Raw genomic sequence first — 26,009 nt, forward strand, 5'->3', positions numbered from 1 at the left:
CCCCCATTTTCCGACAAGGGCTGTTATCTGCGGTCCCCACGCTTCAACTTTTTGTGAAAACCGCGTCAAAATGCCGGGCATGCCGGCGCCAATGGTGCGTTGCCGCTCGTCTGAGGGCAGCCTGAATGTTCGCCTTGTCGCCAGAGCGCCATTGTCACATCCCTGTAATAGATATTTCGGATGCTGGATTTCGTCGTAATCACTACATACGAACGGGCCGCTCTCCATGACGGACGATACCTCGCAAGATGCAACGATAACGGTCGATGCCCGCGTTCAGGCGGTGCTTGAGAGCCTGCCGCCGGCCGAGCAGCGCATGGCGCGTTTCTTCGTTGACCAGAAGCAGTCCGTCCTTCTGGGATCGGCGGCCGAGATCGCAGAACTCGCCGGCACCAGCGACGCAACCGTTGTGCGCACAGCGCGTTCGCTAGGCTTCGAAAGCCTGTCCGCGCTTCGCCAGATGCTGCTGTCGGACCTGACCGGCACGCCATCCCCCGGCAAGCGCCTGGCACGCACCTTGCAAGAAACCGGCGACGGCAGCGCCGGAGCGCTGCGGCACGTGATCGACCTCCATGAAAGCGTGCTCGACGTGCTCAAGCGTCCTGAAATGGCGGCCGCCTTCGAGCGCAGTGTCGACATCCTGGCGCGGGCCAGCCGCCGCCATGTCTTCGGCATCGGTCCGTCAGGCGCCATGGCCGACTATGCCAGTCTGCAGTTCAACCGTATCGGCCTGCCGACCAGCGCGCTGTCGGTTTCGGGAATTGCGCTGGCCGACCGCTTGCTGTGGCTCGGCAAGGGCGATGCCGTGCTGATGATGGCCTACGCGCCGCTCTATCGCGAGGTGGAAGTCGTCCTCGACCATGCCATGCGGTTCGATGTTCCGGTGGTGTTGATCAGTGACAATCTGGCCCCGCTGGTTACCGGCAAGGTGGCGGAGAACCTTCCGGTTCCGCGCGGCAAAGCCGATCATCTGGCCATGCATGGCGGCACGATCGTCCTCATCGAAGCGATGATCATCGGACTGGCGAAGCGAAACAGCGAAGCCGCCTTCGATGCCCTTGAGCGGTTAAGCACAGTTCGGGGATCCATAGACAAAGCCTGGATAAAGCGCGGTGTCCAAAAGAATAAAAATAATAAAAAAAAGTAGGGGACTCTAAATATGACACAAAACATTCAACCTCATCATAGATGATACGATGGGGCTTATTACGCCTCAGAAAAATCTACTGGAGAACAAGATGAGCGTACGTACAACTTTCTGCTTGGCAATGGGTTTGAGTACGCTTGCCATGGCGGCACCTGCCTCGGCATCCGACCTCGTGCTCTATGATGCGCTTGATTTCGCCGGCCCGGTGGCAAAAGCCTTCCAGGCCAAGACCGGCCTCACCGTCGACATCGTCGAACCCGGCAGCACTGGCGAGACGCTGGGCAAGATCGCCGCCGAAGGCAGCAACCCGCAATTCGACATCGTCTGGCTCGACGGCTCCGCCGTGCTGGAGCGCATGGCGGCCGACCATGTGCTGCAGGCTGTTCCCGCCGCCGCCTACGACAAGGTGTCCTTCACCGATCTCGGCAAGTCGCTGATCCCGCAAAGCCACGCCTTCCTGCCGACCGGCACCAGCACCACGGCCATCGAGGTCAACACCAAGAAGGTGGCCGCGGACAAGATGCCCAAATCCTGGGCCGATCTTCAGTCCTTCGCCGGCAAAGTAGCGGCCAAGGATCCCAACCTGTCCGGTCCGGCCTATCAATGGCTGGCTGGCTTCTTCCAGACCAATGGCCTGGATGCAGGCAAGGCTCTCCTGGCCAGGACCCTGACGAACAAATCACTGTCGGGCCTGTCGAGCGGCGGCAAGGTGAACAAGGCCGTGCTGACCGGCGATGCTTCGGTCGGCATCAATCAGGACAGCGCCATCTTCTCGAAGATCGCCGCCGGCGAACCCGTCGTCGCGGTCTATCCCAGCGAAGGTTCGGTGTCGCTGCCGCAAGGCCTCGGCATCAGCGCCAAAACCCAGCACATGGACGCGGCGGAAAAATTCATCGCCTTCGTCACCAGCGCCGAGGGTCAGGCCGCCATGCAGAATGGCGACGACACCGACTTCTTCTACATCCCGATCATCAAGGGCATCGACGCCAAGCCAGGCCGCGAGACCAACATTACCTACACGCATCTCGACGATGCCGTGGCTTCCGCTCACGAGACCGAATGGAAGCAGTGGTACAAGACCAATTTCGTCCAGTAACCCGGATGTTCGGGCAATGACTATTCTGCAGCATTCCGGCGCCGCGGCCTTTGCCCGCGGCGCTGGCATCGGAAAGCGGTCGCAAAGCCGCCTGTCGGCGCTGGCCCGCCATGGCGGGCCATTTGCCGTCTATGCCGTGTTTGCCTTGCTGATCGGATTGCCCCTGGCCCTGGTGCTGGTCCAGGCGGTCATGCCTGGCCTGTTTGCCGCGCGGGACGCCAGCAACGATCTTAGCCTCGAGCCCCTGGCGCGTGTCTTCAACGCGCCCTATGTCGCGGGCTCGGTCCTGCATTCGCTCGAGCTCGGCATGCTCGTCGCCTGCACCACGACGGCGTTGGGTGGTGCCTTCGCGGTCTTGGTCCAGCGCTGCGACATTCCGGGGCGGGCGGCAATTTCAATGGTGCCGTGGCTGGTCTTCCTGACACCGTCCTATCTGAAGGCGCTTGCCTGGGTGCTGCTGATGTCTTCCGGCGGCTACCTGGCTCAATTCGGGTTGCTGCCCCTGTCGCTGGGCTCTGCGTTCTTCGGTTTGGGCGGCCTGGTGTTCGTGCACACGCTCAGCCTGTTTCCCCTGGCCGCCTTCATCATCGGCAGCGCGCTGGCCGGACTGGGCAGCGAACTTGAGGATGCCGCGCGGCTCTCCGGCGCCGCTCCCTTCAGGATCTGGCTTCGCATCAACGGTCCCTTGCTGGCACCAGCCATCGCCCTGAGCTTCATCGCCACCTTCGCCGAGGTGCTGTCGGATTTCGGCCTGGCCTCGACCATTGCCAGAATGTCGAATTTTGGTGTCCTGACCTACGGTATCTACGCCGCCGCGAGCGATTATCCGGTCGATTTTCCCGCCGCCGGTGCCCAGGCGCTCGTCCTTCTCAGCCTTGTCCTGCTCGTCGTGGTGGCGGACCGTTTGTTGCGCCGCCGTGCCGACCCGCGCCTGATTTCGGGCCGTGCCAGGCCCGCCAGGCTGTACCGTCTCGGCAAATGGCGCTGGCTTGCCATGGCGGCTGCCCTGACCCTCACATTCCTTGCGCTGGCATTGCCGATCGCCGCGATCGCGGCGCGCGCCTTGACGCAAACGCTTGGCAACGGGCTCGTCTGGAGCAATTTCACCGCCGCCAATGTTGTGGCGGCGCTCAGCCTGAACACCGCGGCCAATGACGGCCTGTTGCGCAGCCTCTTCTACGCCGGGCTGACGGCTCTCATAGCCAGCTCCCTTGCCCTGCTCCTGTCGACGCAACTCGACCGTGCCGGCGCGGCTCTGCGCAGCGCCGTCGTCGGTCTGTCGCTGGGGTCGGTGGCGATACCGGGCATCGTACTCGGCTTCGGCTACATCCTTGTGTGGAACCGCCTGCCGGGTTTCCGCGACTGGCCGTTTCCTCATTATGGCGATGGCTCGCTGCTGGTCATGGGCTATGTCGCGGCGGCGCTTCCCTACTGCCTGGTGGTGATCCTCTCGGCCATCGGCCAGCTGGCGCCGGGGCTGACGGATGCGGCGCGCCTGCACGGTGTCGGGCCAACCCGGCGATTGCTGGCAATCACCTTGCCGCTGATCCTGCTGAGCGTGGTGACGGCGTTCCTGCTCACGTTCATCCGCACCGTGTTCGAACTGCCGATCTCGCAAATGCTCATTCCCCAGAGCGGCCCGCCGGCACCGACGCTCATCCTCAAACTGTTCAGCCACGACCGGGACGGACTGGCCTCGGCGATCGCGCTGGTCGCCATGGCGGCCGCGGGCATCGGTGCCGCACTGGTGTGGTATCCGCTCCAGCGGTTCATGAGACCACGCCGGAGTGTGGCGCGTGTCGACGCTGGCAGCCCCCAGTTCGTCAAAGCGGAAATCTTGTCATGACCGCATCCCTGCATTGCGCCGGCATTTGCAAGTCGCTCGGCGGGCGTCCCATCCTGACCGACCTCGACCTCAAGATCGAAGCCGGCGAAGTTGTGTCGCTTCTCGGCGCCAGCGGCTCGGGCAAGACCACACTGCTGCGCATCATTGCCGGGCTGGTCATGCCCGAAAAGGGCGCGATCACGCTGGACGGACGGGTCGTATGGAGCGAGACGTCGGTCGTGCCGCCTGAAAAGCGGCGGATCGGCATGGTGTTTCAGGACTATGCGCTGTGGCCGCATATGACGGTGGCCAACAATCTGGCCTTTGGTCTGCGCGCGCAGCGGCTTTCGGAACATGAAATCGCTCAGCGGGTGAACCATGCGTTCGACGTCACCCGCCTTGCTCCCTACAGGGATCGCTATCCCACGGAATTGTCCGGTGGCCAGCAGCAGCGCGTCGCCATCGCGCGCTGCCTCGCCGCGCGTCCGGCGCTGATGCTGTTCGACGAACCGCTGAGCAATCTCGATGCCGCGCTGCGCGAGGACATGCGCATCGAGATGATGGAGATGGTGCGCCGCGAAGCCATCACCGTCGTCTATGTGACGCATGACCAGGCGGAGGCGATGGCGGTCTCCGACCGTATCGCCATCATGCGGGCCGGCGAGATCGTCCAGTTCGACACGCCACGCGCAATCTACGAAGCACCGGGCGATTCTTTCGTGGCGAGCTTCATCGGCGGCTTTTCGACTGTTCGCGGGCAGGTTCGGGACGAGCTCTTCAGCATCGCCGACAGCGATGCCGAAACCGTGCGCACGCCGGGCGCCCGATCCGGCGCGGGTATGCTGGTGATCCGTCCCGAGGACGCCCGGCCGGCGGATGCCTATCCCGGCAATCGGTTGCAGGGCAAGGTGCTGTCGAGCGCATTCCAGGGCCGGTGCTGGCGGTTGGCGGTCGATCTGGGACGACAGCGCGTGCGGCTCGACTGGCCCGAATCGCCGCCGATTGGCGCTCCGCTTGCCTTTTCGCTGCCGCCGGAGCGCTGTGTGGTGCTGACCGCATAGTGATTCCCGATAGCGCGCCGAAGCTGCAAGTAGCTGGCCATTATGGTCGAACAGGACAAGACAGGAAGCCTTGATGCAGACACTGACACCCATCCTCTCGACGATCACGGCGGCATTTCTCGCCTCCCTGGTCGAGGTCGTCGAAGCCTTCACCATCGTGCTCGCGGTCGGGGTGACGCGCAGCTGGCGCCCGGCACTGACGGGTGCCGCGCTGGCGCTGGCGGTGCTCGCGGCCCTGGTGCTGGCGTTCGGGCCGCTGCTGGCGCTCGTGCCCATTACGACGCTGCAGTTCGTCGTCGGGGTGCTCTTGATCCTGTTCGGCATGCGCTGGCTGCGCAAGGCCATCCTGCGCAGCATCGGCGTCATCGCGCTGCATGACGAGGAGGCTGCCTTCGCCAAGGAAACGGCGGCCCTGAACCGGCAGGCCAATGACCGGCGCGCCGACTACCTTGCCGGCCTGGCCTCCTTCAAGGCGGTGCTGCTCGAGGGCGTCGAGGTGGTGTTCATCGTCATTGCGGTCGGCGCCGCGCATGGGCAGACGCTCTATGCCAGCCTCGGTGCGCTGGCGGCCTTCGTCCTGGTGATGCTTGTCGGCCTCGCGGTTCACCGGCCGTTGGCGCGCGTGCCGGAGAATGCGCTTAAATTCACCGTCGGGCTGATGCTGACCAGCTTCGGCATCTTCTGGACCGGCGAAGGCATAGGCGCCGACTGGCCTGGCGCCGATCTCGCGCTGCTTGCCATCTTCGTCATCGTCGCACTGGCGTCCTTCGCCATCGTGCGCTGGTTGCGCGACGCCCGTCCGACCGCGGCTGGAGGGCTCGCCCGATGAACATCATTCGTCTTGTTGCCAGGGAATTCCTCGGCATGTTTGTCGATGACGGCAATCTGGCGCTGTTGGCGCTGATCCTGGTGGCCGCCGTCACGGCAGGGGTGAAGCTCCTAGCGCTGCCGCCGCTGCTTGGCGGCGCGCTGCTGCTGGTCGGCTGTCTCGCCATCCTTTTGCAAAGCGTCCGCCGCGCCGTACGCCAGAGCGGCCGGTAGCGCCGCATCGTTCCATGACCGGTGGCAGCGCCCAATGGGGCGCGCCATGAAAGGCAGCCGGCGCGACGGCGGCCGGGCGGACCGGTGCGCAACGCCATCTTGATCATCGTGGTCTTGCCCCATTTCTCTTGACGCCATTGCAAGATGGAAAATATGGTACCGGTATCAAACAGGCGCTGGCTTCGCGCGGGGACGTTGATGGACAGGCATAAAATATTATAATAGCATACCATTATAACTCGCAGAGGAACCGCTGACTCTCCAGTTTGCAAGGGTGTCGGCGAGCGAGCTGTTTCAGATCGTCGGGCGGCCCCGCGCCCCGCACCGCCGGTATCGACGCAAGGCGCCAGAAAAATGCATGGGAGGAAAACATGCGGACTTTCCTGAGGGGCGCGATGCTTGCCGGCATCGTGCTGGCGCTGTCGGCGCTGCTGCCGCGGATCGCTTCGGCACAGTCGGTCGAGGATATCATCGCGCGCGGCAAGCTCGTCGTCGCCATCGACACCACCACGCCGCCCTATGGCTTTCTCGACGCCAATCTGAAGCCGACCGGCTTCGACATCGAGGTCGCCAACAAGATGGGCGAGGCGCTCGGCGTGCCCGTCGAATTCGTCACCGTCACCTCGCCCGGCCGCATACCGGCCCTGCTGACCAAGCAGGTCGACGCGGTGATCTCGATCTTCTCGATCACGCCGGCACGCGCCATCCAGATCGACTATTCCATTCCCTATGCCGGCCAGTCGGCGGTGGTGATCGCGCCGAAGAGCACCTCGATCAAGGGCGTCGCCGACCTCGTCGGCAAGAAGGTCGGCCTGACGCGCGGCACCGGCGAGGACGGCCTGCTGACCAAGGCGGCCGAAGCCAATCCCGGCATCGAGATCCTGCGCTTCGACGACTATTCCTCGCTGCTGCAGGCGATGGTGTCGGGCCAGATCGACGCCATGGGCGGCGGCGACTATGGCGAGATCTATCTGAAGAAGGCGCAAGATGGCGACGCCTTCGAGCAGAAATACGTGCTGAAGACGTTCTATTTCGGCATCGGCGTCGCCAAGGGCAACGACAATCTGCGCCAATGGATCAACACCTGGCTGTTCACGATGAAGACCGACGGAACGCTGGATGCGCTGTCGATGAAGTACCGCAACCAGCCGCTGCCGGTACTGCCGGTCTTCTGATTTACACATCCGCAGTCGGGCGGGGCTAAGTCGGCCCCGTTTCCTTGACCTCGTGACGGGATGCCATGCAAACCGCCCTGCAATTCGGCCCGATCCTTGTCCATCTCGACCTGCTGCTGCGCGGCCTGGAAAAAACCATCCAGCTGGCGGCCCTGTCGATCCTGTTCGGCACCGCCATCGGTGTCCTCGGCGCCGTCGGCCGCAGCTTCGGGCCGCGATTTCTATCCTGGCCTATCGCCTGCTATGTCGAACTGATCCGCAACACGCCGCTGCTCATCCAGCTCTATTTCGTCTTCTTCTCGCTACCGCTGTTCGGCTTCAAATTGTCGAGCAATACGGCGGCGGTGGTGGCGCTCTCGATCCATCTCGGCGCCTACGCCACCGAAATATTGCGCGCCGGCATCGAGGCCATTCCGGAAGGCCAGATCGAGGCGGCCAAATCGCTCGGGCTCGGCCGCTATCGCATCATCCGCCATGTCGTCCTGGTTCCGGCGGCGCGCGCCGTCTACCCGTCGCTGTCGGCACAATTCATCCTGCAGATCATGGGCACCTCGATCGTCGGCGCCATCGCCGCCGAGGAACTGACGGCGGTCGCCAACAACCTCGTCATGCAGACCTTCAGGAGCTTCGAGGTCTATATCGTCATCGCGCTCATCTATTTCGCGCTGGTGCAGGCCGCCAGCCTGCTCTTTGCCGGGGTGGGCAGGCTCATGTTCCGGTGGAAGGTCTGAGCCATGAGCCTGCGCGACTTCGGCCCCAATGAACTGATGTTCCTGCTCCTGGCAACGCGCTGGACGATCCTGCTGGCGCTGATCGCCTTCGCCGGCGGCGGCGTGATCGGCCTGGTGGTGGCGGCGATCCGGGTGGCGCCGGCGCGGCCGTTGCGCTGGCTGGCGGCGGCCTACATCCAGTTCTTCATGGGCACGCCGATTCTGATCCAGCTCTTCATGGCCTATTATGGCTCGTCCCTGCTCGGCTACCGGCCCGATCCTTGGGTGGCGGCGGCGGTGACCTTCTCGCTCAATGGCGGCGCCTTCTTCGGCGAGATTTTTCGCGGCGCCATCGAAGCGATCCCCAGGGGGCAATGGGAGGCCTCGACCGCGCTCGGCTTCCGCTTCGTCAGGACATTGCGGCTGGTGATCATCCCGCAGGCGGTGCGGCTGATGCTGCCGCCGACCGTCGGCTTCATGGTGCAGATCGTCAAGACGACCTCGATCGCTTCGCTGATCGGACTGACCGAGCTGGCGCGGGCCGCCACGCAGGTCAACACTGTCACCTTTCAGCCAGTCATGGTGTTCGGTACGGTGTCGATCATCTACTTCGCGCTGTGCTGGCCGCTGTCGCTCTATGCCGGCTATCTCGAACGTCGTTTCGCTACCGGAACGACGCGCAGGGTCGAGACGCCGCTGGGCATGTCGGCGGTCTGAGCGAAACCGTCAGCCCTTGAACGCCGGCAAGGTCAGGCCCTTGACGCCGACATCGAGCGCGAACAATCCGCCCGGATTCTTCTGGCCGGTGAAATGGCTGTCGGGCCGCCTGAGCACGGCCGAGGTGACATAGAGGATGTCGAGGTCCTTGCCGCCGAATTCGCAGCAGGTCGGCAGATCGGTCGGCAAAAGCACCGTCTGCATCAGTTTGCCCTGGGGATCGTAGCGGCAGATCTTGCTGGTCACCGGGATGGTCACCCAGTAGCAGCCCTCGGCATCGACGGTTGCGCCGTCGGCAACGCCGCTGGTCACCGTCATGTCGATGAAGGTGCGGCGGTTATCGATGTCGCCGGTGGCGGGGTCGAAGTCATAGGCCCAGACCGCCCCGGCATGGCTGTCGGAGAAATACATGGTCTTGGAATCCGGACTCCAGGCGAGTCCGTTGGAGCAGCCGATGCCGTCGATCATCCTGTGCACCGAAAGGTCCGGATCGAGACGGTAGAGCGCGCCGATGAATTCGATCGGCTGGCCCGGCACCTCGAACATCGAGCCGGACCAGAAGCGGCCCTGGCGATCCGGCTTGCCATCATTGAAGCGGGTTTTCGGCATATGCGCCTCCGGATCGACAATCGCCTCGAAGGTGCCGGTTGCCGGGTCGAAGAAGTGAAAACCGTCGGTCATGGTCAGCACCAGGCCGCCCTTCTCGCGCAGGCCGAGGCAGCCGAGATAGTGCGGCGTCTCGAAGACCTCGTCCTTGCCGGTCGCGGGGTCGTAGCGGTGGATCAGCTTCTTCCAGATGTCGATCCACCATAGCACGCCGGCTTTTGCATCCCAAAGCGTGCCTTCGCCAAGCTCGGCCCTGGCATCGACGACACAGGTGATCTCGACCATTCTTTCCTCCAGTCTCAGTTCCTGCGCAGCCTGCCGCCAAGGCCGGCAAAGGCCTCGCTGCCGATCGAGACGGTGAGCAGAATGACCGCGCCATAGACGACGAGCAGCGCGCCGCTCGACAGGTTGAGTGCCGGCAGCAGGCCGGTGAGGATGGTCAGCACCATGGCGCCGGCGACGGTGCCGAGATAATGGCCGCTGCCGCCCAGGATCGAAGCGCCGCCAATGGCGACCGCGGCGATCGAGGTGAACAGATAGGCGTCGCCCATGCCGAGATAGGCCTGGCCGGAATAGCCGGTCAGAAGCATGCCGGCGAAGGCGGCGGTAAGGCCTGAAATCACATAGGTCAGGATCGTGGTGCGCGCCGTCGGCACGCCGGAGAATTCGGCCACGGTGGCGCTGGTACCAAGCGCGTAGAGATGGCGGCCGAAGGCCGCCTTGGAGAGCAGCACGGTCGCCACCAGCGTCAGGGCGAGCCAGATCAGTGCGATGACCGGAAAGCCGGCGATGCGGCCGACCGACAGGAACTGGATCAAGGCTGGTGCCGAAGGCGTCGGCGAGCCTCCGGTCAGCACCAGGATCAGGCCCTGCAGGATGACATTGGTGGCCAGCGTCATGATGATCGGCGGCACGCCGAAGCGGGCGACGCCGACGCCATTGATGAGGCCGACGAAGGCGCCGCCGGCGAGCAGCAGCGGCATGACCCAGACGAGCGGCAGATCCTGCCCGCCGCACAGCAGCGCCATGATGATCGCCGCCGAATTCAGCACCCACGGCACCGACAGGTCGATGCCGCCGCCGATGATGACGAAGGTCTGGCCGAGCGCGACGATGCCGACGAAGGCCGCGAGCACGACGGTGGAGCGCATGTTGGAGACCGACAGGAAGCCCGGCGAGAACAGCGCGGTGACCAGGAGCAGCACGACCATGCCGGCATAGGCGAGCACGATCAGCCGGTTGCGGGCAAGGAAGGCGCTCATTGGACGCGGCTCCTTGCGGCTTTCTCGGCGACGGAACTGGCCAGCACCGAGAGCAGCAGGATGACGCCCGACGCCACCGGCTGCCAGTAGCTCGACAAATGCAGGACGAAGACCAGATTGCCGATGAGCGTCAGCACGAAGGCACCGATCAGCGTGCCGGCAAGATGGCCGCGGCCGCCGAACAGGCTGACGCCGCCAATGACCGCCGCCGCCACCGAGGGCAAGATATAGTCCTTGCCGATGGTCGGCGAACCGGCTCCGGTCTGTGTCACCAGAAACAGCGCCGCGCCCGCCGCGAACAGGCCCGAAAGACCGTAGGTGACGAGGTTGACGCGGGTGATCGACACCCCGGACAGGAAGGCGGATTTCTCGTTGGAGCCTGACGCCTGGATGGTGATGCCAACCCTTGTCGCGCGGAACCACCACCAGAACAGCACCAGCGCGAACAGCATCCAGACCGGGCTGGTCAGGCCGAATAACTGTGCCGATGCAAAGCCGACCCACCATGTGGGAATGCTGCCGCCGTCGGTCGGCAGGATGATCATGGCGATGCCGTTCAATATCGACCAGGTCGCGAGCGTGACCAGGAAAGGCTGTAGCTTGAGCAGCGAGATGAGCAGGCCGTTCAACGCGCCGATGCCGAAGCCGAGGGCCAGGATGACGAGCGCCCATAATGCCGTCGTCGAAGGATCATCGGTGAAACGTGTCGCCGCTATGACGGTGCCGAGGCTGATCATGCCGCCGATCGACAGGTCGATGCCGCCGCGCAAGAGCACGATGGTCTGGCCCGTCGCCGCCAGCATCAGTGTCATCGCCGCCGCGGTGTCGAGATTTAGTTCATCCAGCGTGAAGACGCCGGATTGCAGGCTGCCATAGATGCCGACGATCAAAGCCAGCATCAGGCAGGCGACCAGGAACGGCGCGCGGTCGAGCAGGCGGCCGCGCCAATCGATGGCTGGCCTGGTTGATCTGGTTTCGGCCGACCTTTGCGTCATCTCGCCAATCTGCTCCGCGCTCGCCATCACCATGCCCTAAGCCGCCTCGCGTTCAAGCATGGCGGCGCGCAAAATGCCGGCCTCCGAGATGCGATCGCCTTCCAGCGTCGCGGCGACATGGCCGTCGCGCATGACCATCACGCGGTCGGCGACATGGACGAGTTCCGGCATGTCGCTGGAGTGGAACAGGATAGCGTAGCCCTTGGCGGCGAGATCGCGCATCAGCTGGAATATTTCGCCCTTGGTGCCGACATCGACGCCGCGCGTCGGATCGTAGAGCAGCAGCACGCGCGCTTGCGTCAACAGCATCTTGCCGAAGATCACCTTCTGCTGGTTGCCACCGGACAAGGTGCCGGCGAGCTGTTCCGGCGTGCCGGCCTTGATGCGCAGGAAATCCACCATCTCCCTGACCAGATCAGCTTCCTTTTGCCGGCTGAGCAAACCGTTCTCGCTGAAGCGCCTGATCACCGACAGCGTCAGGTTCTCGCGCACGCTCTTGGTCAGGAGCAGGCCTTGCCCGCGCCGATCCTCCGGCACCAGCGCGATGCCGTCCCTGCCGGTCAAGGCCTGGCGCGGATTGCTGATCGAGGCCGGCTTGCCCCAGAGCTCGACGGCGCCGCTCGCCCTGCTTGCGCCGAACAGCGCCTGGAACAGTTCGCGCTGGCCGTGGCCCTGCAGACCGCCGACCCCCAGCACCTCGCCTTCGCGCAGGATGAAGTCGACGCCTGAGAGCCGGCTGCCGCTCGACAGGCCCGTGACGCTGAGCGCGACGCGATCCGTCGCCGAGGCCACGCGCTCGGGATAGAGCCGGTCGAGATGCCGGCCGATCATCTGGGTGACGATCTCGGTGTCGGACACGGCGTTGGCCTCGTGCGCGGCGACGGTCGCGCCATTGCGGAAGATGGTCAGCCGGTCGGCGATGGCACGTACCTCGGCCATGCGATGCGAAATGAAGATGACCAGCCGGCCTTCGGCGGCAAGCTGTCGGGTCAGTTTCAGCAACCATTCGGCCTCTCGCGCCGGCAGCGCGGAGGTCGCCTCGTCGAGGATGAGGATGCGCGGATCCTTGGCGAGCCCCTTGGCGATCTCGACGATCTGCCGTTCGGCCAGCGTCAGCCGGCGCAGTTCCTGGTCGGGACGCAGCGCCGGAAAATTGTACCTTTCCAGCAAGGCAAGCGTCTTGCGGCGCATCTCGGCGCGGTTGACGGTGCCAAGCCATGTCCGCGGCTCGTGGCGGAACCAGGTGTTCTGTTCGACGCTGAGATCGGGGATCAACGACAGTTCCTGGAAGACGGCGGCGATGCCGCGCGCTTGCGCGGCGTCGGGATTGGCGGGACGATAATCCTGCCCATCGACCAGGATCGAGCCGCCATCGTGCTGCACGGCGCCCGAAAGGATCTGGATGAAGGTGCTTTTGCCGGCGCCGTTCTCGCCGAGCAGCGCATGCACCTCGCCGGCGCGGGCGCTGAATGCCGCATCGCTCAGCGCAACGATGCCGCCATAGCGTTTTGACAGGCCTGTGACGGTGACGAGGTCCATGGATGCGCCTTCGAAAAGCTCTCCCGGCATCTTGCGATGCCGGGAGACAGGGTCGTGGATGAGGATGTTACTTCGCGCCGGCCGCTTCCGCGGCGGTGATCTCGACCCAGTCGGGCGTGATCGGCAGCGTCAGGCCGGGCGCCTGGTCGGGGAAGGCGTTTTCACCGATCGCGATCTTGATCATCTTGGTGCCGGGATAGAGCTTGGACTCGAAAGGATCGGTGGTGACGAAATCACCCTTGACCGAGACCGAGCGTTCTGCCGGCTTCTTGCCGGTGTCGAGGATCTCGACCGCGAGCTTGATCGCCTCCGAGGACAGATAGGCCGGGTTGGAGCCGAGGATGCACTTGGCGCCTTGCGTCTGCGCGCAGGTGACGGCGGCGACATTGTAGGAGAAGCCGACCACCGGGACGATCGGCCGGCCGGCATCCTTCAGCGCCTGGATGGCGCCCGAGCCATAGCCTTGCGTCATGATGCCGTCGATCTTCGGGTTGGCGGCAAGCAGCGCCGCGACGCCGGACTGCTCTGGCCCGAGCGCATAGTTGCCGTTGTAGTAGCCAACGATCTTGATGTCGGGGTATTTGGCCAGAACCTTCTCATAGCCGCCCTGCAGCTGCGCCGAGATCGGCGCGCCCGCAAGGCCCCTGTCCAAAATGATGTTACCCTTGCCGCCGAGCTGTTCGGCCATCCATTCGGCCATCACCGAGGGGATGCGATCCCAGTCGGAAGCGACGGCGAGCGCGCAGGGCTCGGTCACCACCTGGTCGAAGCTGATGACGACGATACCGGCATCGCAGGCCTTCTTGATGGTTGGATTGAGCGCCGAATCCGAACCGGCATCGACGAGGATGGCGTCGGGCTTCTGGCGGATGATGTTGTTCAGCGAATTGATCTGCGCCTGGACGGTGTTCTCGACATTCTCGATCTTGAGGTCGACACGGCCCTTGAGCGGCCCCTTGTTGACCGAGACGGTGGCGACACGCTCCATCTGCTGGCGCCAGTCATTGCCGACGAAATTGTTGGAGAGATAGATGGTGTAGGGCTTCTTGTCCTCAGTGTGACCGGCCTGCATCCCGGCAGCCATCATGGTGGCGGCGATTGCGGCAAGGCCGATGTTACGGCTCAATGATTTCATGGTTCTCCTCCCGTTTTCCGTTTCGAAACAGCGTCGCCCGATAGTGGCGCATTGCATCCGTCAAGTCAGGTACCCGAGGCCTCCTTGGGCGTGATTTCAACCCAACTCGGCGACACCGGCAAGGACAGGCCCGGCGCCAGATCGGGAAATACGGTCTTCCCAAGTTCGATCTTCACCGCCGAGGAATTCGGGGCGTATTTGGCATCGACCATATCCGTGGTCAGGCCCGGCGAATTGAACAGCACGGTGGTGTCCGCGGGCTTCTTGCCGGTATCGAGTATGTCGACGGCGAGCTTGATCGCCTCGGCCGACAGCGACGGCGGATTGGCGCCGAGCCAGCATTTGGCGCCCTTGGTCTCAGCGCACGTAACGCCGGTGCCGTTGAAGGCCGCCGCGACGATCGGCACCATTGGCCGGTCGGCATTCTGCAACGCCTTGATGGCGCCCGTGCCGTAGCCCTGCGAGAAGATGCCGTCCACTTGCGGATGCGCCGCAAGCAGGCTGGCAACGCCTTCTTGTTCGGGGCCGGCGGCATAATTGCCGTTGAAATAGCCGACAATCTCGATGCCGGGATATCTTTTCAGAACGGCTCCGAAGTTCTTCTCGAACTGTTCCGAGATCGGCGCGCCGGCGAGGCCGCGATCCATCAGCACCTTGCCCTTGCCGCCGAGGATGGAAGCCATCCACTCCGCCTGGTTGTTGGCCATGATGTCGAAATCGGAATGCAGCTTGTAGGCGCATTCGGCCGACACGGTCTGGTCGAAGCTGACGACGATGATGCCGGCGTCGCAAGCCTTCTTGATGGTGGGATTGAGCGCTTCCGCCGACGATGCGTCGATGAGGATGGCGGCAGGCTTCTGGCGGATGATGTTGTTCAGCGAATTGATCTGCGCCTGGACGGTGTTCTCGGCGTTCTCGATCTTGAGGTCGACGCGGCCCTTCAGCGGCCCCTTGGTGATCGCGACATTGGCGACGCGCTCCATCTGCTGGCGCCAGTCATTGCCGACGAAATTGTTCGAGAGATAGATGGTGTAGGGCTTCTGGGTCGCGGTATGGCCGGGCATCGCGGCCATCGATACCGCCAGACCGGCGAACGCCACGAGACAGGCGCTCAAGCTCCTCAATTTCATGATTTCCTCCCTGTGTTCCCTGCCCAACCGGTGATGGACTGCGCCATCTTGATCGGTCGGGAAGGTGTTTATGATACCGGTACCAATTTCGAATGTCAATTTGGTCAGGACACTCCCAAGGCTGCACCGCGGGCAGAATTCGCCGGATTTCCTCCCTGCGACGCCTTCCTGAGCGGGCATCTCAGCCTAGCTATCATGCTATTATAATTTTATGGTCCTGTCTATGCGGACCGCATCACAAAATGCTGCTTCGGACTGGCTTCAAGACAGGTCGTTCGGCGCATCGTAGGTGATGCTGAAAATGTCAGCCGGATGGCGGGCAACGGAGAATTCGATGCTGCGCTGGTCCGCCGACTGGTAGAGCATCTCCACCGTCAACACGGCGGCCCCAAGCGAAATGCCGAGATCGGCGGCAACCGCCTCGTCGGCGATTTCGGCGCGCACCGTCACATGCGCCACATCGAGCCGCAGGCCGAGATGTTTTTGCACCGAACGGAAGATCAGCACGTCGGAAAAGTCCTCCCGCTTCAACCGGGCGCCCACATCGGGCGGAAAATAGGTGGTGATCTGCGCCTTCCTCTGTTCGCCGATCGACAGCACGCTGCGCAGGCAATAGCCGGCCTCGTCCTTGCCCATGCCGAAATGGCGCTGGAGCACGGGTGAAGCCTCCTTGCGATAGGATTTCACCGTCAGCTTCGCGTCCTTGGTGAAGGCCGCCATGTCGGCGAAATTCTTGAACTTCCAGCTCAGATTGACCGAAGGGCTCCGCGCCGCGACCACGGCGGGCTTGGCCGAACGCTTGCGGATAAGGCCGTCGGCCTCGAGATCGCGCAGCGCCTGGCGCACGGTGATCAGGCTGACGCCGAAATGTTCGGCGATGGTCGCTTCCTTCGGCAGCTCGCCGCCGACCGGAAAGGTGCCGTTGCCGATCGGCTCGCGCAGGATGTCGGCGAGCTGGCGGTAGAGCGGTCCGTTGGCGCGGCCGAGCGTGCGCTTGGGAAGACTTTCGATGGTGGGAACGGAGTGGTCCATGTGCCTCGTCGCGCCTGTGTCGAAGCTTTTATAATAGCTTCCTCGGGCCGAGGCTAGGCAAGGTCGACGATCGTCAACCGTCTCAGACGAAGAGTCGAAGCGGCTGCTCGATCGCCGATTTAAGGGCCGAAAGCCAGGCGGCCGCCGTCGCCTCATCCAGGCTTGCCGCATCCACCGTGAGCAGACATTCGGCGCTGTCGCCGGCCGTCGCCACGCAAACGGCGAGGCGCATGGCGCGGCCAGCCAGAAGCGGCATCATCACCGGCCGGATGTCGCTTGCCGGAAGCACACGCAACGACAGTGCCGCCGGCTTCTCGGCATCATCGCGGCCGTCGGCCAAGGCCGCGAGTCGCGTCGCGCGTAGCGACAGCATCGGCATCTCGGGATTGGTGACGAACACAACCTGCCCGCCGGCCAATTCAAGGGCCACAGGTCCATTGCCGGCGCCAGCGTCCGGCACCTGTCCAAATGCCCGACCGGCCGCGCGCGGCAGCGCGTCCTCGACATCGAACACATGGCCCGAGGTCGCGAGCGTCTTGAGCAGGTCCTTCAGCGGAGCGAGGGCGATCGACGTCGCAAAGGCCGCGATGCGGACCACGACTGGCGCGGGGGGAGTAACGGCCTCGGGCGAGATGGCGGCCTCCGGCACGATTGCCGGAACGGCCGCCGCAACGAAGCCCAGCACGTCGGCGGCCAGGATACGGCCATGCGGCCCGCTGCCGCGAAGCGCTTCGAGTGGCAACGCGCGCTCGCGCGCCAGTCGGCGGGCATAAGGCGAGACCGCGAGGCGCCTCGCCTGTGCCAGGGCCGCATTCATTTCAGGAACTCCGAATTGACGCAGTTGGTGAGGCGGCCCTCGGCAAGATAGGCATGCACGACCTCGATCGATTTCAGCCGGAGGTCGCGCATCGACGCAGGGCTGTAGAAGGCGGCATGCGGCGTGACGATCAGACGATTGGCGATCCAGGGTTCGCGGCGGCGCCATGCCGCCAAAAGCGGATGATCGAGATCGCCCGGTTCGCTCGGCAGCACGTCGAGCCCGGCGCCCGCGATGGTGCCCCTGCGCATGGCGGCCTCCAGCGCGTCGAGATCGACGATCGGGCCGCGCGCCGTGTTGATCAGCACAAGGCCGGGCTTGGCGGCATCGAAGGCAGCCGCGCCGAGCAGCTTTCGCGTCTCGTCGCTGAGCGGCGTGTGGACGCTGACGACATCAGCGCGCCCCATCAGCTCGGCCAGCGAATGAACCCGCTCATAGCCGGTCGAAAGATCGACGCCCGACAGAAGGTGCGGATCGTAAAACACCACCTTCATGTCGAAGGCGGCGGCGCGGCGGGCGGTGGCAAGTCCGATCCGGCCGAGCCCGACAATGCCGAAAGTAGCGCCCTTGTGGCGACGCACCAGCGGCGCCTTGGAAAAATGCCAGCCTCCGGCGCCATGGCCGGAAAGTTCCGCGCCATAGGCCGAGGTGCCGCGCGTCAGCGCCAGCATCAGGCCGATCGCATGGTCGGCGACTTCGGTCGTGCCATAGTCGGGCACGTTGCAGGCCGGAATCCGACGCGCGCCCCAGCCCGCCGTATCGATGTTGTCGAAGCCGACGCCGGAGCGCACGGCGATGCGTGCCTTGGGGAAGGCCGTCGGAGCGGCGGCGACATTGTGGGTCGGCGAATAGTTGATGACGGCATCGACCGTCTCGCACATGGCCGGATCGAGAGCGGCCGCCCTGTCATTGGTCGACCGCGCGAGCACGAATTCAATGTCGGGATAATGCTCGCGCTCGAGTTCGGCCTCGTCGGCGGCTTGCCAGTTGGCGCACAGGATCTTCATGCCAGTCCTTCGGATCTCGTATTGGGATGCGTTACTTTTTGATGCCGCCGATGCGGCCGCCCATCGGCACCACGGCGCCAACCGGCTGATCGATCGCGCAGAGCGTTCCGCTGACCGGCGCCTCGATCTCGACGACCGCCTTGTCGGTCTCGATCTCGGCGATCAACTCGCCCTCCTTGACGGCATCGCCGACAGACTTCAGCCATTTGACGACGGTACCTTCGCTGACGGTCAGATCGCCGAACGGCATTGTTATCGGCTCGTCGTCTCCGGCAGCGAGAATAGCCGTTGCTGGCGCGGCGGGCGGCGGCTTGACCGGAGCAGGCGCCAAATTAGCCGGCGCAACACTTTTCAAGCCGACCGTATACCAGTGATCCGGCACGGGCGGCCGCCCCGCCATGACGTCGCGCACTCCTTGGGCGATGCGCGCGCTGTCGACCAGCATGGCGCGTTCCAGCACTGGCGCGAAAGGATGCGAGGTTGGCGCGGTGTGCAGCCGTCCGGGCGGCGCGTCGAGTTCGTCGAAGGCGAGCTCGTTGATCGCCTGGGCGATCTCGCCGCCGAGGCCGCACATCGCCCAGGCTTCGTCCACGACAAGCAGGCGATGTGTCTTGCGCACGCTGGCGACGATACTGTCGATGTCGAGCGGCATGATGGTGCGCGGGTCGATCACCTCCGCCCCTATGCCTTCGGCGGCGAGCGCTTCGGCAGCCTCCAGCGCGCGCTGCACCATCTGGCCGGCGGCAACGATGGTGATGTCGGCGCCGGCCCGGGCGATGCGCGCGACGCCGAACGGCACGAAATGATCGCCCACCGGCACCTCGCCCTTGGAGGCAAACAGCGCCTTTGGCTCCAGCATGATGACGGGATCGCCGGCCCGCAGCGCCGTCTTCATCAACCCCTTGGCATCCGCCGGGGTCGAAGGCACGCAGACGATGAGGCCCGGCATGTGAGCGAAGACCGGATGGTAGATGCCGCTGTGATGCGGCCCGGAGCTGCGCAGTGCGCCGGCGCCGACACGCACCACCATCGGCGCGCTCATCACCCCGCTGGTCATGTAGCGCAGCTTCGCCGCCTGCAGAAAAATCTGGCCTGCGGTCTCGAAAGCGAAGTCGGCGAACATCAGGTCCGAGACGGTGCGCGCGCCGGTCGCCGAGGCGCCGACGGCGGCGGCGGTAAAGCCTTGTTCGGAGATCGGCGTGTCGACCATCCGTTCGGCGCCGAACTCCTGCCAGAGGTTCTTGGTGTGCGCGAAACTGCCGCCGCGTTCGCCGGTGCCCTCGCCGAAATAGAGGATAGTCTTGTTGGCGCGCATCTCCTCGGCGATGCCGTCGCGCACGGCCTCCAGCCAGCCTTGCGTGCGGGTCTCGGTCACCGCTCGCGGCTGTAGCGCGGCGGGCGGATTGATCGGATCGGCAAAGACATGCAGGCGCACCGTCGACGGGTCGGGCTCCGGCGAATTGCGGGCGAAGGTCAGCGCCTGCTCGACCACCTTCTCGATCCGCGTCTCTATTGTCGCGAGCGCTTCGGCGTCGGCAATGCCGTAATCCTCGATCAGCATTTTGCGGAACATGTCGATCGGATCGCGCTTGATCCAGGCGTCGAGCTCCTCCTGCGTGCGATAGGTGCCGATGACCGGGTCGCCTTCATGGTGGCCGACGGTCCGGTAGGTCTTGGCCTCGATCAGCGTCGGACCCTTGCCGGCGCGGGCGCGCTCGGTGGCCTCCTTCATCGCCAGCCAGACGGCGAACACGTCATTACCGTCCACCGCGACGCCCGGCATGCCGTAGGACGCGGCCTTGCTGGCGATTTCGGGATTGAGCGTGATCGACTTCAGCGGCGTGGCGGTGGCGTAGAGGTTGTTCTCGCAGATGAAGACGGCCGGCGCGCGTTGCACGGCGGCGAAATTGAGCGCCTCGTGGAAGCCGCCATGATTGGCGGCGCCGTCGCCGAAGAAGGCGACGCCTATGTCGTCGCAGCCCTGCTGGCGCGCGCTCATGCCGATGCCGACGGCGTGGCCGATGCCGGCGGCGACGATGCCGTTGGTGCCGAACAGCCCGACCGAACGGTCGTAGAGATGCATGGTGCCGCCACGGCCGCCGCAGATGCCGTCGGCCTTGCCGAACAGCTCCGCCATCACCCGCCCGGGATCGGCGCCCTTGGCCAGCGCGTGGCCGTGGCCGCGATGGGTCGAGGTGACCCAGTCGGTTGGCCTCAGATGCGCGCAGACGCCGACGCCGGTCGCCTCCTCGCCGATATAGAGATGCAGGAAGCCGGGTGTTTCGCCCTTGCGGCAAGCGATTTGGGCGACGCTTTCGAAGCGGCGCAACAGCACCATGCGTTCGAACAGGTCGAGCAGGATCTCCCGATCCGGCAGATTGGACGCACTTCTGGAGTCCTCGTATGCGCGCGCCGCGGACATTGCCACCAAAGCCTCCCTGAATACGTCCTGAGCCGGGCGGCTGAGCGCCGGCGGCGGACTTGCAAGTCGTCCGCTTCGATGCATCATAGATTATAATAGCATAATGTCTACTGGCGCTAAGCGTGCCGCGTGAGACGCTAGAGTCTGGTGATCCGCACGGTGGCGTCGGGCCGTTGGAACAACTCCGGCCGCAGGCTGAGACCGAGGCCCGGGCCTTCGAGAGGAGCGACATGGCCGTCGCTCACCGGTGGAATATCGGCGACGATCTCGCTGTACCAGCCGGTGAAATAGGCGCGCACCGCTTCCTGGTAGTTGACGTTGGGCAAGGTCGCCGACAAGGCGCAACTCGCGGCATAGACGATGGGCCCGGTGCAGTCGTGCAAGGTGACGGGCAGTTCGCTGGCTTCCGCCATGTTGGCGATCTTGCGTGCCTCGGAGAGGCCGCCGCACCAGGCAAGGTCGATCATGATGACGCTGGCGGCACGCTTGTCGATCAACTGCTTGAACATCTGCCGCGAAGCGAGCCGTTCGCTGGCGGCAATCGGAATTGATGTATGACGGGCAAGCTCGGCCATGGCGTCGAGTTCATTGTAGCGGATAGGCTCCTCCAGCCAGGCGACGTCGTAGGCCTTCAGCGCCTCGGCGATGCGCAGCACCGGCGGCAAGGTCCACAGCCCATGCAGTTCGACCATGATCTCCATGTCGCGGCCGACGGCTTCGCGAATCTTCTGGAAAGGCTGCAGAGCCTTGTCGAGGTCGGCAAGCGAGATGCGGGTGCCGTTCGAGGCCTCGGCGGCGATGTCGAACGGCCAGATCTTCATGGCGCCGATGCCTTCCGATTTCAGGCTCCTGGCGAGATCGCCGGCATTGTAGCGCCAGGCGAGCAGGTCCTCATACGGACCCTCGTTCGAATCGCCCGCCTTGAGCGACCAGTCCTCGCCGCGCTCGAACAGCGCGTTCTTCTTCGTGGCGCGGACATGTTTGTAGCCGGCGCAAGTGTTGTAGATCGGCACGCTCTTATGGGTGCGTCCGCCAAGCAGCCGCCACACCGGCTCGCCAAGCGCCTGGCCATAAATATCCCAGAGCGCGATGTTGACCGCCGAATTGCCGCGCACCTCGGCGCCGGAATCGCGCGCCCCGACATAGACGCTGCCCAGCGTGCGGTCATGCAGCTCGATGTCGCGCGGGTCCTTGCCCAGCAGATAGGCGGCGACATTGTCGTGGATATAGGAGGCCACCGGTCCCGGCGCCCAGAACGTCTCGCCAGTGCCGATGAGGCCGGCATCGGTGTGGACGCGCAGCCAGAACAGGAACGGAAATTCCGCCAGCTGCAGCGTTTCGAGCGCGACGACTTTCATCTTGTCCTCCCAATTCCGGCAGACGGGACAATAGCACATCGCCGTTGACAGCCATTTATGGTACCGGTATCAAATTCGTCAAGACAGCCACCGGGGAGGGTGCTCGCTTGCCTGCCGAAAATCAAACCGCGATGCCGCCCAGGGCTCTGGTCACAGGCGCCGCCGGCGGCCTGGGCCGCGAGGTGGCGATCCAGCTGGCGCGGCGCGGCTGTCGCGTCGCCGTGACCGACATCAACAGTGACGGTCTCGCCGAGACCGCCGGACAGATTGCCGGCGCCGGCGCGCCGGCAGAAAGCATCGTCAGCGATTTCACCGGGGAAGGCGCGCCGGAAGCAGCCGTCGAAAAAGTGGTCGCGCGCTGGGGCGGCATCGACATCCTCGTCAACAATGCCGGCTATGGCGTGATCGAGCCGTTCCTCGACGCCACTTTCAAGGCCTGGACGCGCACCTTGGCGCTCAACGTCACCGCCCTTGCCATGGCCTGCAAGGCGGCGGGACGGGTGATGCGCGAACAGCGCTCGGGCCGCATCATCAACATCACCTCGCCCGGCTCGCGTATGGCGCTTCCCGACTACACCGCCTACACGGCAAGCAAGGCCGGCGTCGATTCCATCACCCGCGCCGCCGCGGTGGCGCTGGCGCCCTATGGCGTGCTGGTCAACAGCCTGGCGCCAGGCATGATGGACACCGAGATGCAGCGCTCGACCGAGGTGGATCTCGCCCGCGCCAATGGCCGCAACGATCTGCAGGCCTTCCTCGACGAGCGCACGCGCCGCATTCCGCTCGGCCGTCGCGCCGAGATTGCGGAAGTGGCCGAGGCCGTCGTCTGGCTCTGCCTAGATGCGCCGAAATACATGACCGCAGAGCGCCTTAACATGTCGGGCGGGCTCGACAAGGACTGATCCCATGCTGCGAAATTCTCCACCCGGCAGCGCCGATATCGGCGCGCTCGAACGCAAGGCGACGCTGCTGCGCCGGCACATGCTGACCATGGCGCGCGGCCAGGGCCAGGGCTATATCGGCCAGGGTCTTGGTATCGCCGATGTGCTGGCCGCGCTCTATTTCCACGAACTGCGCTACGATCCGCACAATCTGGCATGGTCCGACCGCGACCGCTTCCTGCTGTCGACCGGCCACTATTCCATCGCGCTGTGGGCGGCACTGGCCGAGGCCGGCATCATTCCGGTCGAGGAGCTCGTTACCTACGGCGCCGACAACAGCCGGCTCGAAATGTCGACGCTCGACACCACGCCCGGCGTCGAGGTGATCGGCGGCTCGCTTGGTCATGGCCTCGGACAAGGCGTCGGGCAGGCGCTCGGCCTGCGCATCGACAAATCCGACGCGCGCGTTTTCGTCGAACTTTCCGATGGCGAGATGCAGGAAGGCTCGACCTGGGAAGCGGCGATGTCGGCCAGTCATTTCAGGCTCGACGGGCTTGTCGCGCTGATCGACTGCAACGGCATCCAGGCCGATGGGCCCGTGGTACTCGACATGGAGCCGGTGGCCGACAAATGGCGTGCCTTCGGCTGGCAGACCTCGGAGATCGACGGCAATGAGATGAGCGCGGTGGTGGGTGCGCTGACGGATGCGAGAAACCGCAACGGCAGGCCGAAGGCAATCGTTCTGCGCACACTGCCCGGCAAGGGTGTGCCGCGCATCGAAACCTCTGAAAAATCGCACTTCTTCCGCATCGACGTGGCGCAATGGGACGGCATCATCGCCGAGTTCGAGAAAACCGTGGGAGTTGGCCGATGAGCGGCGCGGCGATGGAGGCCGGACGCACCCTGGCCATGGGCCAGGACGAGGCCGTCGGCGGCGGACGGCGCAGCGTCGAAGCGCCTTTCGGCCGGGCATTGGCAAGGCTCGGCGGGAGCCGTGCCGACATTGTCGGGCTGACCGCCGATCTCGGCAAGTACACCGATATTCTGCCGTTCCGCGACGCCTTCCCGGACCGCTTCTTCAATGTCGGCATGGCCGAGCAGAACCTCGTCGCCGTCGCCGCCGGGCTGGCGCGCACCGGCAAGGTGCCGTTCGCCACAACCTATGGCGTCTTCGCGACGCGGCGCGCCTATGATTTCATCGCCATTGCGCTCGCCCACTCCAATCTCGACGTCAAGATCGTCGCCGGCCTGCCGGGCTTGACGACCGGTTATGGCGGCACCCACCAGGCGATAGAGGATCTGGCGCTGATGCGCATGATCCCCGGCCTCACCATCATCGATCCTTGCGACGCGACCGAGATCGAGGCCGCGACGGAGGCGATCGCCGACCATCGCGGTCCCGTCTACATGCGCCTGTTGCGCGGCAGCGTGCCGGTCGTGTTCGAGCCCGGCTATGTCTTCGAGATCGGCAAGGCGCGCCGCCTGCGCGGCGGCTCCGATGTCGGCATCATCTCGACCGGCCTGATGACCGAGCGGGCATTGGATGCATCGGACGCTCTGCAGAAACAGGGCATCGCCGCCGGCGTATTGCACGTGCCGACCATAAAACCGTTCGATACTGCGGCGGTGGCCGAATTCGCCGCTTCCGTTGGCCGTATCGTGACGGTCGAGAACCATGTTGTCGTGGGCGGGCTTGCAAGTCTCGTCGTCGAGACCTTGTTCGATGCCGGTATTGGCAAGACAGTGACGCGCATCGGCCTGCCGGATCGCTATATCGAATGCGGCGCGGTGCCGACCTTGCAAGCGAAATACGGCCTGACGACAGAGGCCGTCATCGCGACGGTCGTTGGTTTGAGCTAGGGTTTGGCATGAAGATCACTGAAATCGAGACCTTTGCCGTCGGCGCCGGCTGGAAGAACTGGCTGTTCGTCAAGGTGCATACCGACAAGGGCATCCACGGCATCGGCGAAGGCACGCTGAACGGCTTCATCAAGACCACCGAAGCCGGCGTGCATGAGCTCAAGCATCTCGCCATCGGCCAGGACCCGTGCCGCATCAACGCGCTGGCCAGGCGCATGCTGGACAGCGTCTCGCTCGATGGCGGCCATATCCACCGCACGGTGATCGCAGCCATCGAAGTCGCCTGCTGGGACATTCTTGGCAAGAGCCTCGGGGTGCCGGTCCACCAGCTGCTCGGCGGACAGGTGCGCGACAGCGTGCTCGGCTATGCCAATGGCTGGTACCGCACCGAGCGCACGCCGGAGGCCTTCCTCGAGGCCGCCAAGGCGGTGCTGGCCAAAGGCTTCAAGGCGTTCAAGCTCGACCCGTTCGGCACCGCGCAAGGCTTCATTTCACGCGACGAGCTGGACCTTTCCTATGCCATCTGCCGGACCTTGCGCGATCATCTGCCGAAGGACACGCTGATCCTGATCGACGTGCATGCCCGCTTCACCGAAATCGCGGCGTTGCAGGCGGCGCAAAAGTTCGCCGACCTCGACATCTACTGGTGGGAAGAACCGACCTCGCGCGACCGTCAGGAGACCGTGCACGAAGTGGCGCATCGTTCGCCGATCCCGGTGGCGACGGGCGAGATGTACGACACGGTCGGCCAGTTCTATGCGCTGGCGGCCGGCGGCGGCGTCAACATCTTCCAGCCCGAGCCGATGTCGCTCGGCGGCATCGGCCCGTCCATGCAGGTCGCCAATCTGGCGTTTGCCCATGGCAGCCATATCGCGCCGCACCAGAGCGGTGGGCCGGTGGCGACAGCGGTTTGCCTGCAACTGGCGGCAGCGGTGCCGAACTTACTCATCCAGGAGCATTTCGATGCCTTCAACGATCCCTGGACGCGCGACCTCGTGAACTGGCATCCGACCGTCAATCCCGACAATGGCCATCTCTCGCTGCCGGATGCGCCGGGGCTCGGCATCGACCTCGACATCGATGCGATCAAGGATCATCCCTATGATCCGAACGCCTATCTCAATGTTCACGCGCAAGGCTGGGAGAAGCGCCTCGGGCGGCGGGAAGAGGCGGGGAAACGCAGCCTCCCTTGA

24 protein-coding genes are annotated in these 26,009 nt (G+C 64.6%); 13 read left to right on the top strand and 11 right to left on the bottom strand.

Features of this window, described 5'->3' with window-relative positions; all coding sequences use genetic code 11:
• Window positions 1-226: 226 nt before the first annotated feature.
• From FJ967_RS06585 to FJ967_RS06625, 9 genes are all read left to right on the top strand, one after another.
• A complete protein-coding gene (locus FJ967_RS06585; protein WP_140730908.1) occupies window positions 227-1,147 on the top strand; it encodes a MurR/RpiR family transcriptional regulator in 921 nt (306 codons plus the stop codon).
• A 91-nt stretch (window positions 1,148-1,238) separates the two neighbouring features.
• Window positions 1,239-2,243: an extracellular solute-binding protein gene (locus tag FJ967_RS06590; RefSeq protein ID WP_181175690.1), complete on the top strand. Its 1,005-nt coding sequence runs from the start codon at window positions 1,239-1,241 to the stop codon at window positions 2,241-2,243.
• A 16-nt stretch (window positions 2,244-2,259) separates the two neighbouring features.
• Window positions 2,260-4,089 (top strand): ABC transporter permease subunit, encoded by a 1,830-nt coding sequence (locus FJ967_RS06595; protein ID WP_181175691.1) that lies wholly within the window; start codon window positions 2,260-2,262, stop codon window positions 4,087-4,089.
• The gene (locus FJ967_RS06600; RefSeq protein WP_140730911.1) at window positions 4,086-5,129 is read left to right on the top strand and encodes an ABC transporter ATP-binding protein; all 1,044 of its coding nucleotides are present in this window, start codon (window positions 4,086-4,088) and stop codon (window positions 5,127-5,129) included. The genes FJ967_RS06595 and FJ967_RS06600 overlap by 4 nt, the downstream gene beginning before the upstream one ends.
• A gap of 73 nt (window positions 5,130-5,202) precedes the next feature.
• Window positions 5,203-5,958 carry a COG4280 domain-containing protein gene (locus FJ967_RS06605; protein WP_140730912.1) on the top strand — a complete coding sequence of 252 codons (756 nt, stop codon included), beginning with the start codon at window positions 5,203-5,205 and terminating at the stop codon, window positions 5,956-5,958.
• Window positions 5,955-6,170 carry a hypothetical protein gene (locus FJ967_RS06610; protein ID WP_140730913.1) on the top strand — a complete coding sequence of 72 codons (216 nt, stop codon included), beginning with the start codon at window positions 5,955-5,957 and terminating at the stop codon, window positions 6,168-6,170. Before FJ967_RS06605 ends, FJ967_RS06610 begins: the two co-directional genes overlap by 4 nt.
• A 371-nt stretch (window positions 6,171-6,541) precedes the next feature.
• Window positions 6,542-7,345 (top strand): transporter substrate-binding domain-containing protein, encoded by an 804-nt coding sequence (locus FJ967_RS06615; RefSeq protein WP_140730914.1) that lies wholly within the window; start codon window positions 6,542-6,544, stop codon window positions 7,343-7,345.
• 65 nt (window positions 7,346-7,410) lie between these two features.
• On the top strand, window positions 7,411-8,076 hold the full coding sequence (locus FJ967_RS06620; protein ID WP_140730915.1) for an amino acid ABC transporter permease: 666 nt from the start codon (window positions 7,411-7,413) through the stop codon (window positions 8,074-8,076).
• A 3-nt stretch (window positions 8,077-8,079) separates the two neighbouring features.
• Window positions 8,080-8,772 carry an amino acid ABC transporter permease gene (locus FJ967_RS06625; protein ID WP_140730916.1) on the top strand — a complete coding sequence of 231 codons (693 nt, stop codon included), beginning with the start codon at window positions 8,080-8,082 and terminating at the stop codon, window positions 8,770-8,772.
• A 9-nt stretch (window positions 8,773-8,781) separates the two neighbouring features.
• Here FJ967_RS06625 and FJ967_RS06630 read toward each other — a convergent pair whose 3' ends face one another.
• From FJ967_RS06630 to FJ967_RS06680, 11 genes are all read right to left on the bottom strand, one after another.
• Window positions 8,782-9,663, bottom strand: coding sequence for an SMP-30/gluconolactonase/LRE family protein (locus FJ967_RS06630; RefSeq protein ID WP_140730917.1), 882 nt, complete (start codon window positions 9,661-9,663; stop codon window positions 8,782-8,784).
• Between the two features lie 14 nt (window positions 9,664-9,677).
• Window positions 9,678-10,640: an ABC transporter permease gene (locus tag FJ967_RS06635; RefSeq protein WP_140730918.1), complete on the bottom strand. Its 963-nt coding sequence runs from the start codon at window positions 10,638-10,640 to the stop codon at window positions 9,678-9,680.
• On the bottom strand, window positions 10,637-11,635 hold the full coding sequence (locus tag FJ967_RS06640; protein WP_246675197.1) for an ABC transporter permease: 999 nt from the start codon (window positions 11,633-11,635) through the stop codon (window positions 10,637-10,639). The genes FJ967_RS06635 and FJ967_RS06640 overlap by 4 nt, the downstream gene beginning before the upstream one ends.
• A gap of 36 nt (window positions 11,636-11,671) precedes the next feature.
• Entirely contained in the window at window positions 11,672-13,174 is a 1,503-nt protein-coding gene (locus tag FJ967_RS06645) for a sugar ABC transporter ATP-binding protein (RefSeq protein WP_246675198.1), read from the bottom strand.
• A gap of 67 nt (window positions 13,175-13,241) precedes the next feature.
• Window positions 13,242-14,309, bottom strand: a complete 1,068-nt coding sequence (locus tag FJ967_RS06650) for a substrate-binding domain-containing protein (RefSeq protein ID WP_140730921.1) — start codon at window positions 14,307-14,309, stop codon at window positions 13,242-13,244.
• Window positions 14,310-14,374: 65 nt separating this feature from the next.
• On the bottom strand, window positions 14,375-15,439 hold the full coding sequence (locus FJ967_RS06655; RefSeq protein ID WP_246675199.1) for a substrate-binding domain-containing protein: 1,065 nt from the start codon (window positions 15,437-15,439) through the stop codon (window positions 14,375-14,377).
• 261 nt (window positions 15,440-15,700) lie between these two features.
• Window positions 15,701-16,471 (bottom strand): GntR family transcriptional regulator, encoded by a 771-nt coding sequence (locus tag FJ967_RS06660; protein ID WP_140730922.1) that lies wholly within the window; start codon window positions 16,469-16,471, stop codon window positions 15,701-15,703.
• A gap of 82 nt (window positions 16,472-16,553) precedes the next feature.
• On the bottom strand, window positions 16,554-17,288 hold the full coding sequence (locus FJ967_RS06665; RefSeq protein WP_140730923.1) for an E3 binding domain-containing protein: 735 nt from the start codon (window positions 17,286-17,288) through the stop codon (window positions 16,554-16,556).
• The gene (locus FJ967_RS06670; RefSeq protein ID WP_140730924.1) at window positions 17,285-18,295 is read right to left on the bottom strand and encodes a C-terminal binding protein; all 1,011 of its coding nucleotides are present in this window, start codon (window positions 18,293-18,295) and stop codon (window positions 17,285-17,287) included. Before FJ967_RS06670 ends, FJ967_RS06665 begins: the two co-directional genes overlap by 4 nt.
• A 31-nt stretch (window positions 18,296-18,326) precedes the next feature.
• Window positions 18,327-20,717, bottom strand: coding sequence for a thiamine pyrophosphate-dependent enzyme (locus FJ967_RS06675; protein WP_246675212.1), 2,391 nt, complete (start codon window positions 20,715-20,717; stop codon window positions 18,327-18,329).
• 137 nt (window positions 20,718-20,854) lie between these two features.
• Entirely contained in the window at window positions 20,855-22,075 is a 1,221-nt protein-coding gene (locus tag FJ967_RS06680; protein WP_140730926.1) for a mandelate racemase/muconate lactonizing enzyme family protein, read from the bottom strand.
• 107 nt (window positions 22,076-22,182) lie between these two features.
• Here FJ967_RS06680 and FJ967_RS06685 point away from each other — a divergent pair, with 107 nt between their 5' ends.
• Genes FJ967_RS06685 through FJ967_RS06700 form a run of 4 tightly spaced genes read left to right on the top strand, consistent with a single transcriptional unit; the run spans window position 22,183 to window position 26,009 of the window.
• Window positions 22,183-22,977 carry an SDR family oxidoreductase gene (locus tag FJ967_RS06685; RefSeq protein ID WP_140730927.1) on the top strand — a complete coding sequence of 265 codons (795 nt, stop codon included), beginning with the start codon at window positions 22,183-22,185 and terminating at the stop codon, window positions 22,975-22,977.
• A gap of 4 nt (window positions 22,978-22,981) precedes the next feature.
• The gene (locus FJ967_RS06690) at window positions 22,982-23,830 is read left to right on the top strand and encodes a transketolase (protein ID WP_140730928.1); all 849 of its coding nucleotides are present in this window, start codon (window positions 22,982-22,984) and stop codon (window positions 23,828-23,830) included.
• Window positions 23,827-24,816: a transketolase C-terminal domain-containing protein gene (locus tag FJ967_RS06695; protein WP_181175692.1), complete on the top strand. Its 990-nt coding sequence runs from the start codon at window positions 23,827-23,829 to the stop codon at window positions 24,814-24,816. The genes FJ967_RS06690 and FJ967_RS06695 overlap by 4 nt, the downstream gene beginning before the upstream one ends.
• Before the next feature lie 8 nt (window positions 24,817-24,824).
• Window positions 24,825-26,009, top strand: a complete 1,185-nt coding sequence (locus tag FJ967_RS06700) for a mandelate racemase/muconate lactonizing enzyme family protein (RefSeq protein ID WP_140730929.1) — start codon at window positions 24,825-24,827, stop codon at window positions 26,007-26,009.

Source organism: Mesorhizobium sp. B2-3-4 (assembly GCF_006442315.1).
Taxonomy (GTDB): Bacteria; Pseudomonadota; Alphaproteobacteria; order Rhizobiales; family Rhizobiaceae; genus Mesorhizobium.

Excerpts from the sequence above, each read along its gene's own strand:
- FJ967_RS06615 (WP_140730914.1), top strand. The coding sequence starts at position 6,542 with ATGCGGACTTTCCTGAGGGGCGCGATGCTTGCCGGCATCGTGCTGGCG.
- FJ967_RS06605 (WP_140730912.1), top strand. The coding sequence starts at position 5,203 with ATGCAGACACTGACACCCATCCTCTCGACGATCACGGCGGCATTTCTC.
- FJ967_RS06680 (WP_140730926.1), bottom strand. The coding sequence starts at position 22,075 with ATGAAAGTCGTCGCGCTCGAAACGCTGCAGCTGGCGGAATTTCCGTTC.
- FJ967_RS06630 (WP_140730917.1), bottom strand. The coding sequence starts at position 9,663 with ATGGTCGAGATCACCTGTGTCGTCGATGCCAGGGCCGAGCTTGGCGAA.
- FJ967_RS06695 (WP_181175692.1), top strand. The coding sequence starts at position 23,827 with ATGAGCGGCGCGGCGATGGAGGCCGGACGCACCCTGGCCATGGGCCAG.
- FJ967_RS06600 (WP_140730911.1), top strand. The coding sequence starts at position 4,086 with ATGACCGCATCCCTGCATTGCGCCGGCATTTGCAAGTCGCTCGGCGGG.
- FJ967_RS06670 (WP_140730924.1), bottom strand. The coding sequence starts at position 18,295 with ATGAAGATCCTGTGCGCCAACTGGCAAGCCGCCGACGAGGCCGAACTC.
- FJ967_RS06645 (WP_246675198.1), bottom strand. The coding sequence starts at position 13,174 with ATGGACCTCGTCACCGTCACAGGCCTGTCAAAACGCTATGGCGGCATC.
- FJ967_RS06610 (WP_140730913.1), top strand. The coding sequence starts at position 5,955 with ATGAACATCATTCGTCTTGTTGCCAGGGAATTCCTCGGCATGTTTGTC.
- FJ967_RS06655 (WP_246675199.1), bottom strand. The coding sequence starts at position 15,439 with ATGAAATTGAGGAGCTTGAGCGCCTGTCTCGTGGCGTTCGCCGGTCTG.
- FJ967_RS06595 (WP_181175691.1), top strand. The coding sequence starts at position 2,260 with ATGACTATTCTGCAGCATTCCGGCGCCGCGGCCTTTGCCCGCGGCGCT.
- FJ967_RS06620 (WP_140730915.1), top strand. The coding sequence starts at position 7,411 with ATGCAAACCGCCCTGCAATTCGGCCCGATCCTTGTCCATCTCGACCTG.
- FJ967_RS06625 (WP_140730916.1), top strand. The coding sequence starts at position 8,080 with ATGAGCCTGCGCGACTTCGGCCCCAATGAACTGATGTTCCTGCTCCTG.
- FJ967_RS06650 (WP_140730921.1), bottom strand. The coding sequence starts at position 14,309 with ATGAAATCATTGAGCCGTAACATCGGCCTTGCCGCAATCGCCGCCACC.
- FJ967_RS06585 (WP_140730908.1), top strand. The coding sequence starts at position 227 with ATGACGGACGATACCTCGCAAGATGCAACGATAACGGTCGATGCCCGC.
- FJ967_RS06675 (WP_246675212.1), bottom strand. The coding sequence starts at position 20,717 with ATGTCCGCGGCGCGCGCATACGAGGACTCCAGAAGTGCGTCCAATCTG.
- FJ967_RS06665 (WP_140730923.1), bottom strand. The coding sequence starts at position 17,288 with ATGAATGCGGCCCTGGCACAGGCGAGGCGCCTCGCGGTCTCGCCTTAT.
- FJ967_RS06635 (WP_140730918.1), bottom strand. The coding sequence starts at position 10,640 with ATGAGCGCCTTCCTTGCCCGCAACCGGCTGATCGTGCTCGCCTATGCC.
- FJ967_RS06700 (WP_140730929.1), top strand. The coding sequence starts at position 24,825 with ATGAAGATCACTGAAATCGAGACCTTTGCCGTCGGCGCCGGCTGGAAG.
- FJ967_RS06660 (WP_140730922.1), bottom strand. The coding sequence starts at position 16,471 with ATGGACCACTCCGTTCCCACCATCGAAAGTCTTCCCAAGCGCACGCTC.
- FJ967_RS06690 (WP_140730928.1), top strand. The coding sequence starts at position 22,982 with ATGCTGCGAAATTCTCCACCCGGCAGCGCCGATATCGGCGCGCTCGAA.
- FJ967_RS06590 (WP_181175690.1), top strand. The coding sequence starts at position 1,239 with ATGAGCGTACGTACAACTTTCTGCTTGGCAATGGGTTTGAGTACGCTT.
- FJ967_RS06640 (WP_246675197.1), bottom strand. The coding sequence starts at position 11,635 with ATGACGCAAAGGTCGGCCGAAACCAGATCAACCAGGCCAGCCATCGAT.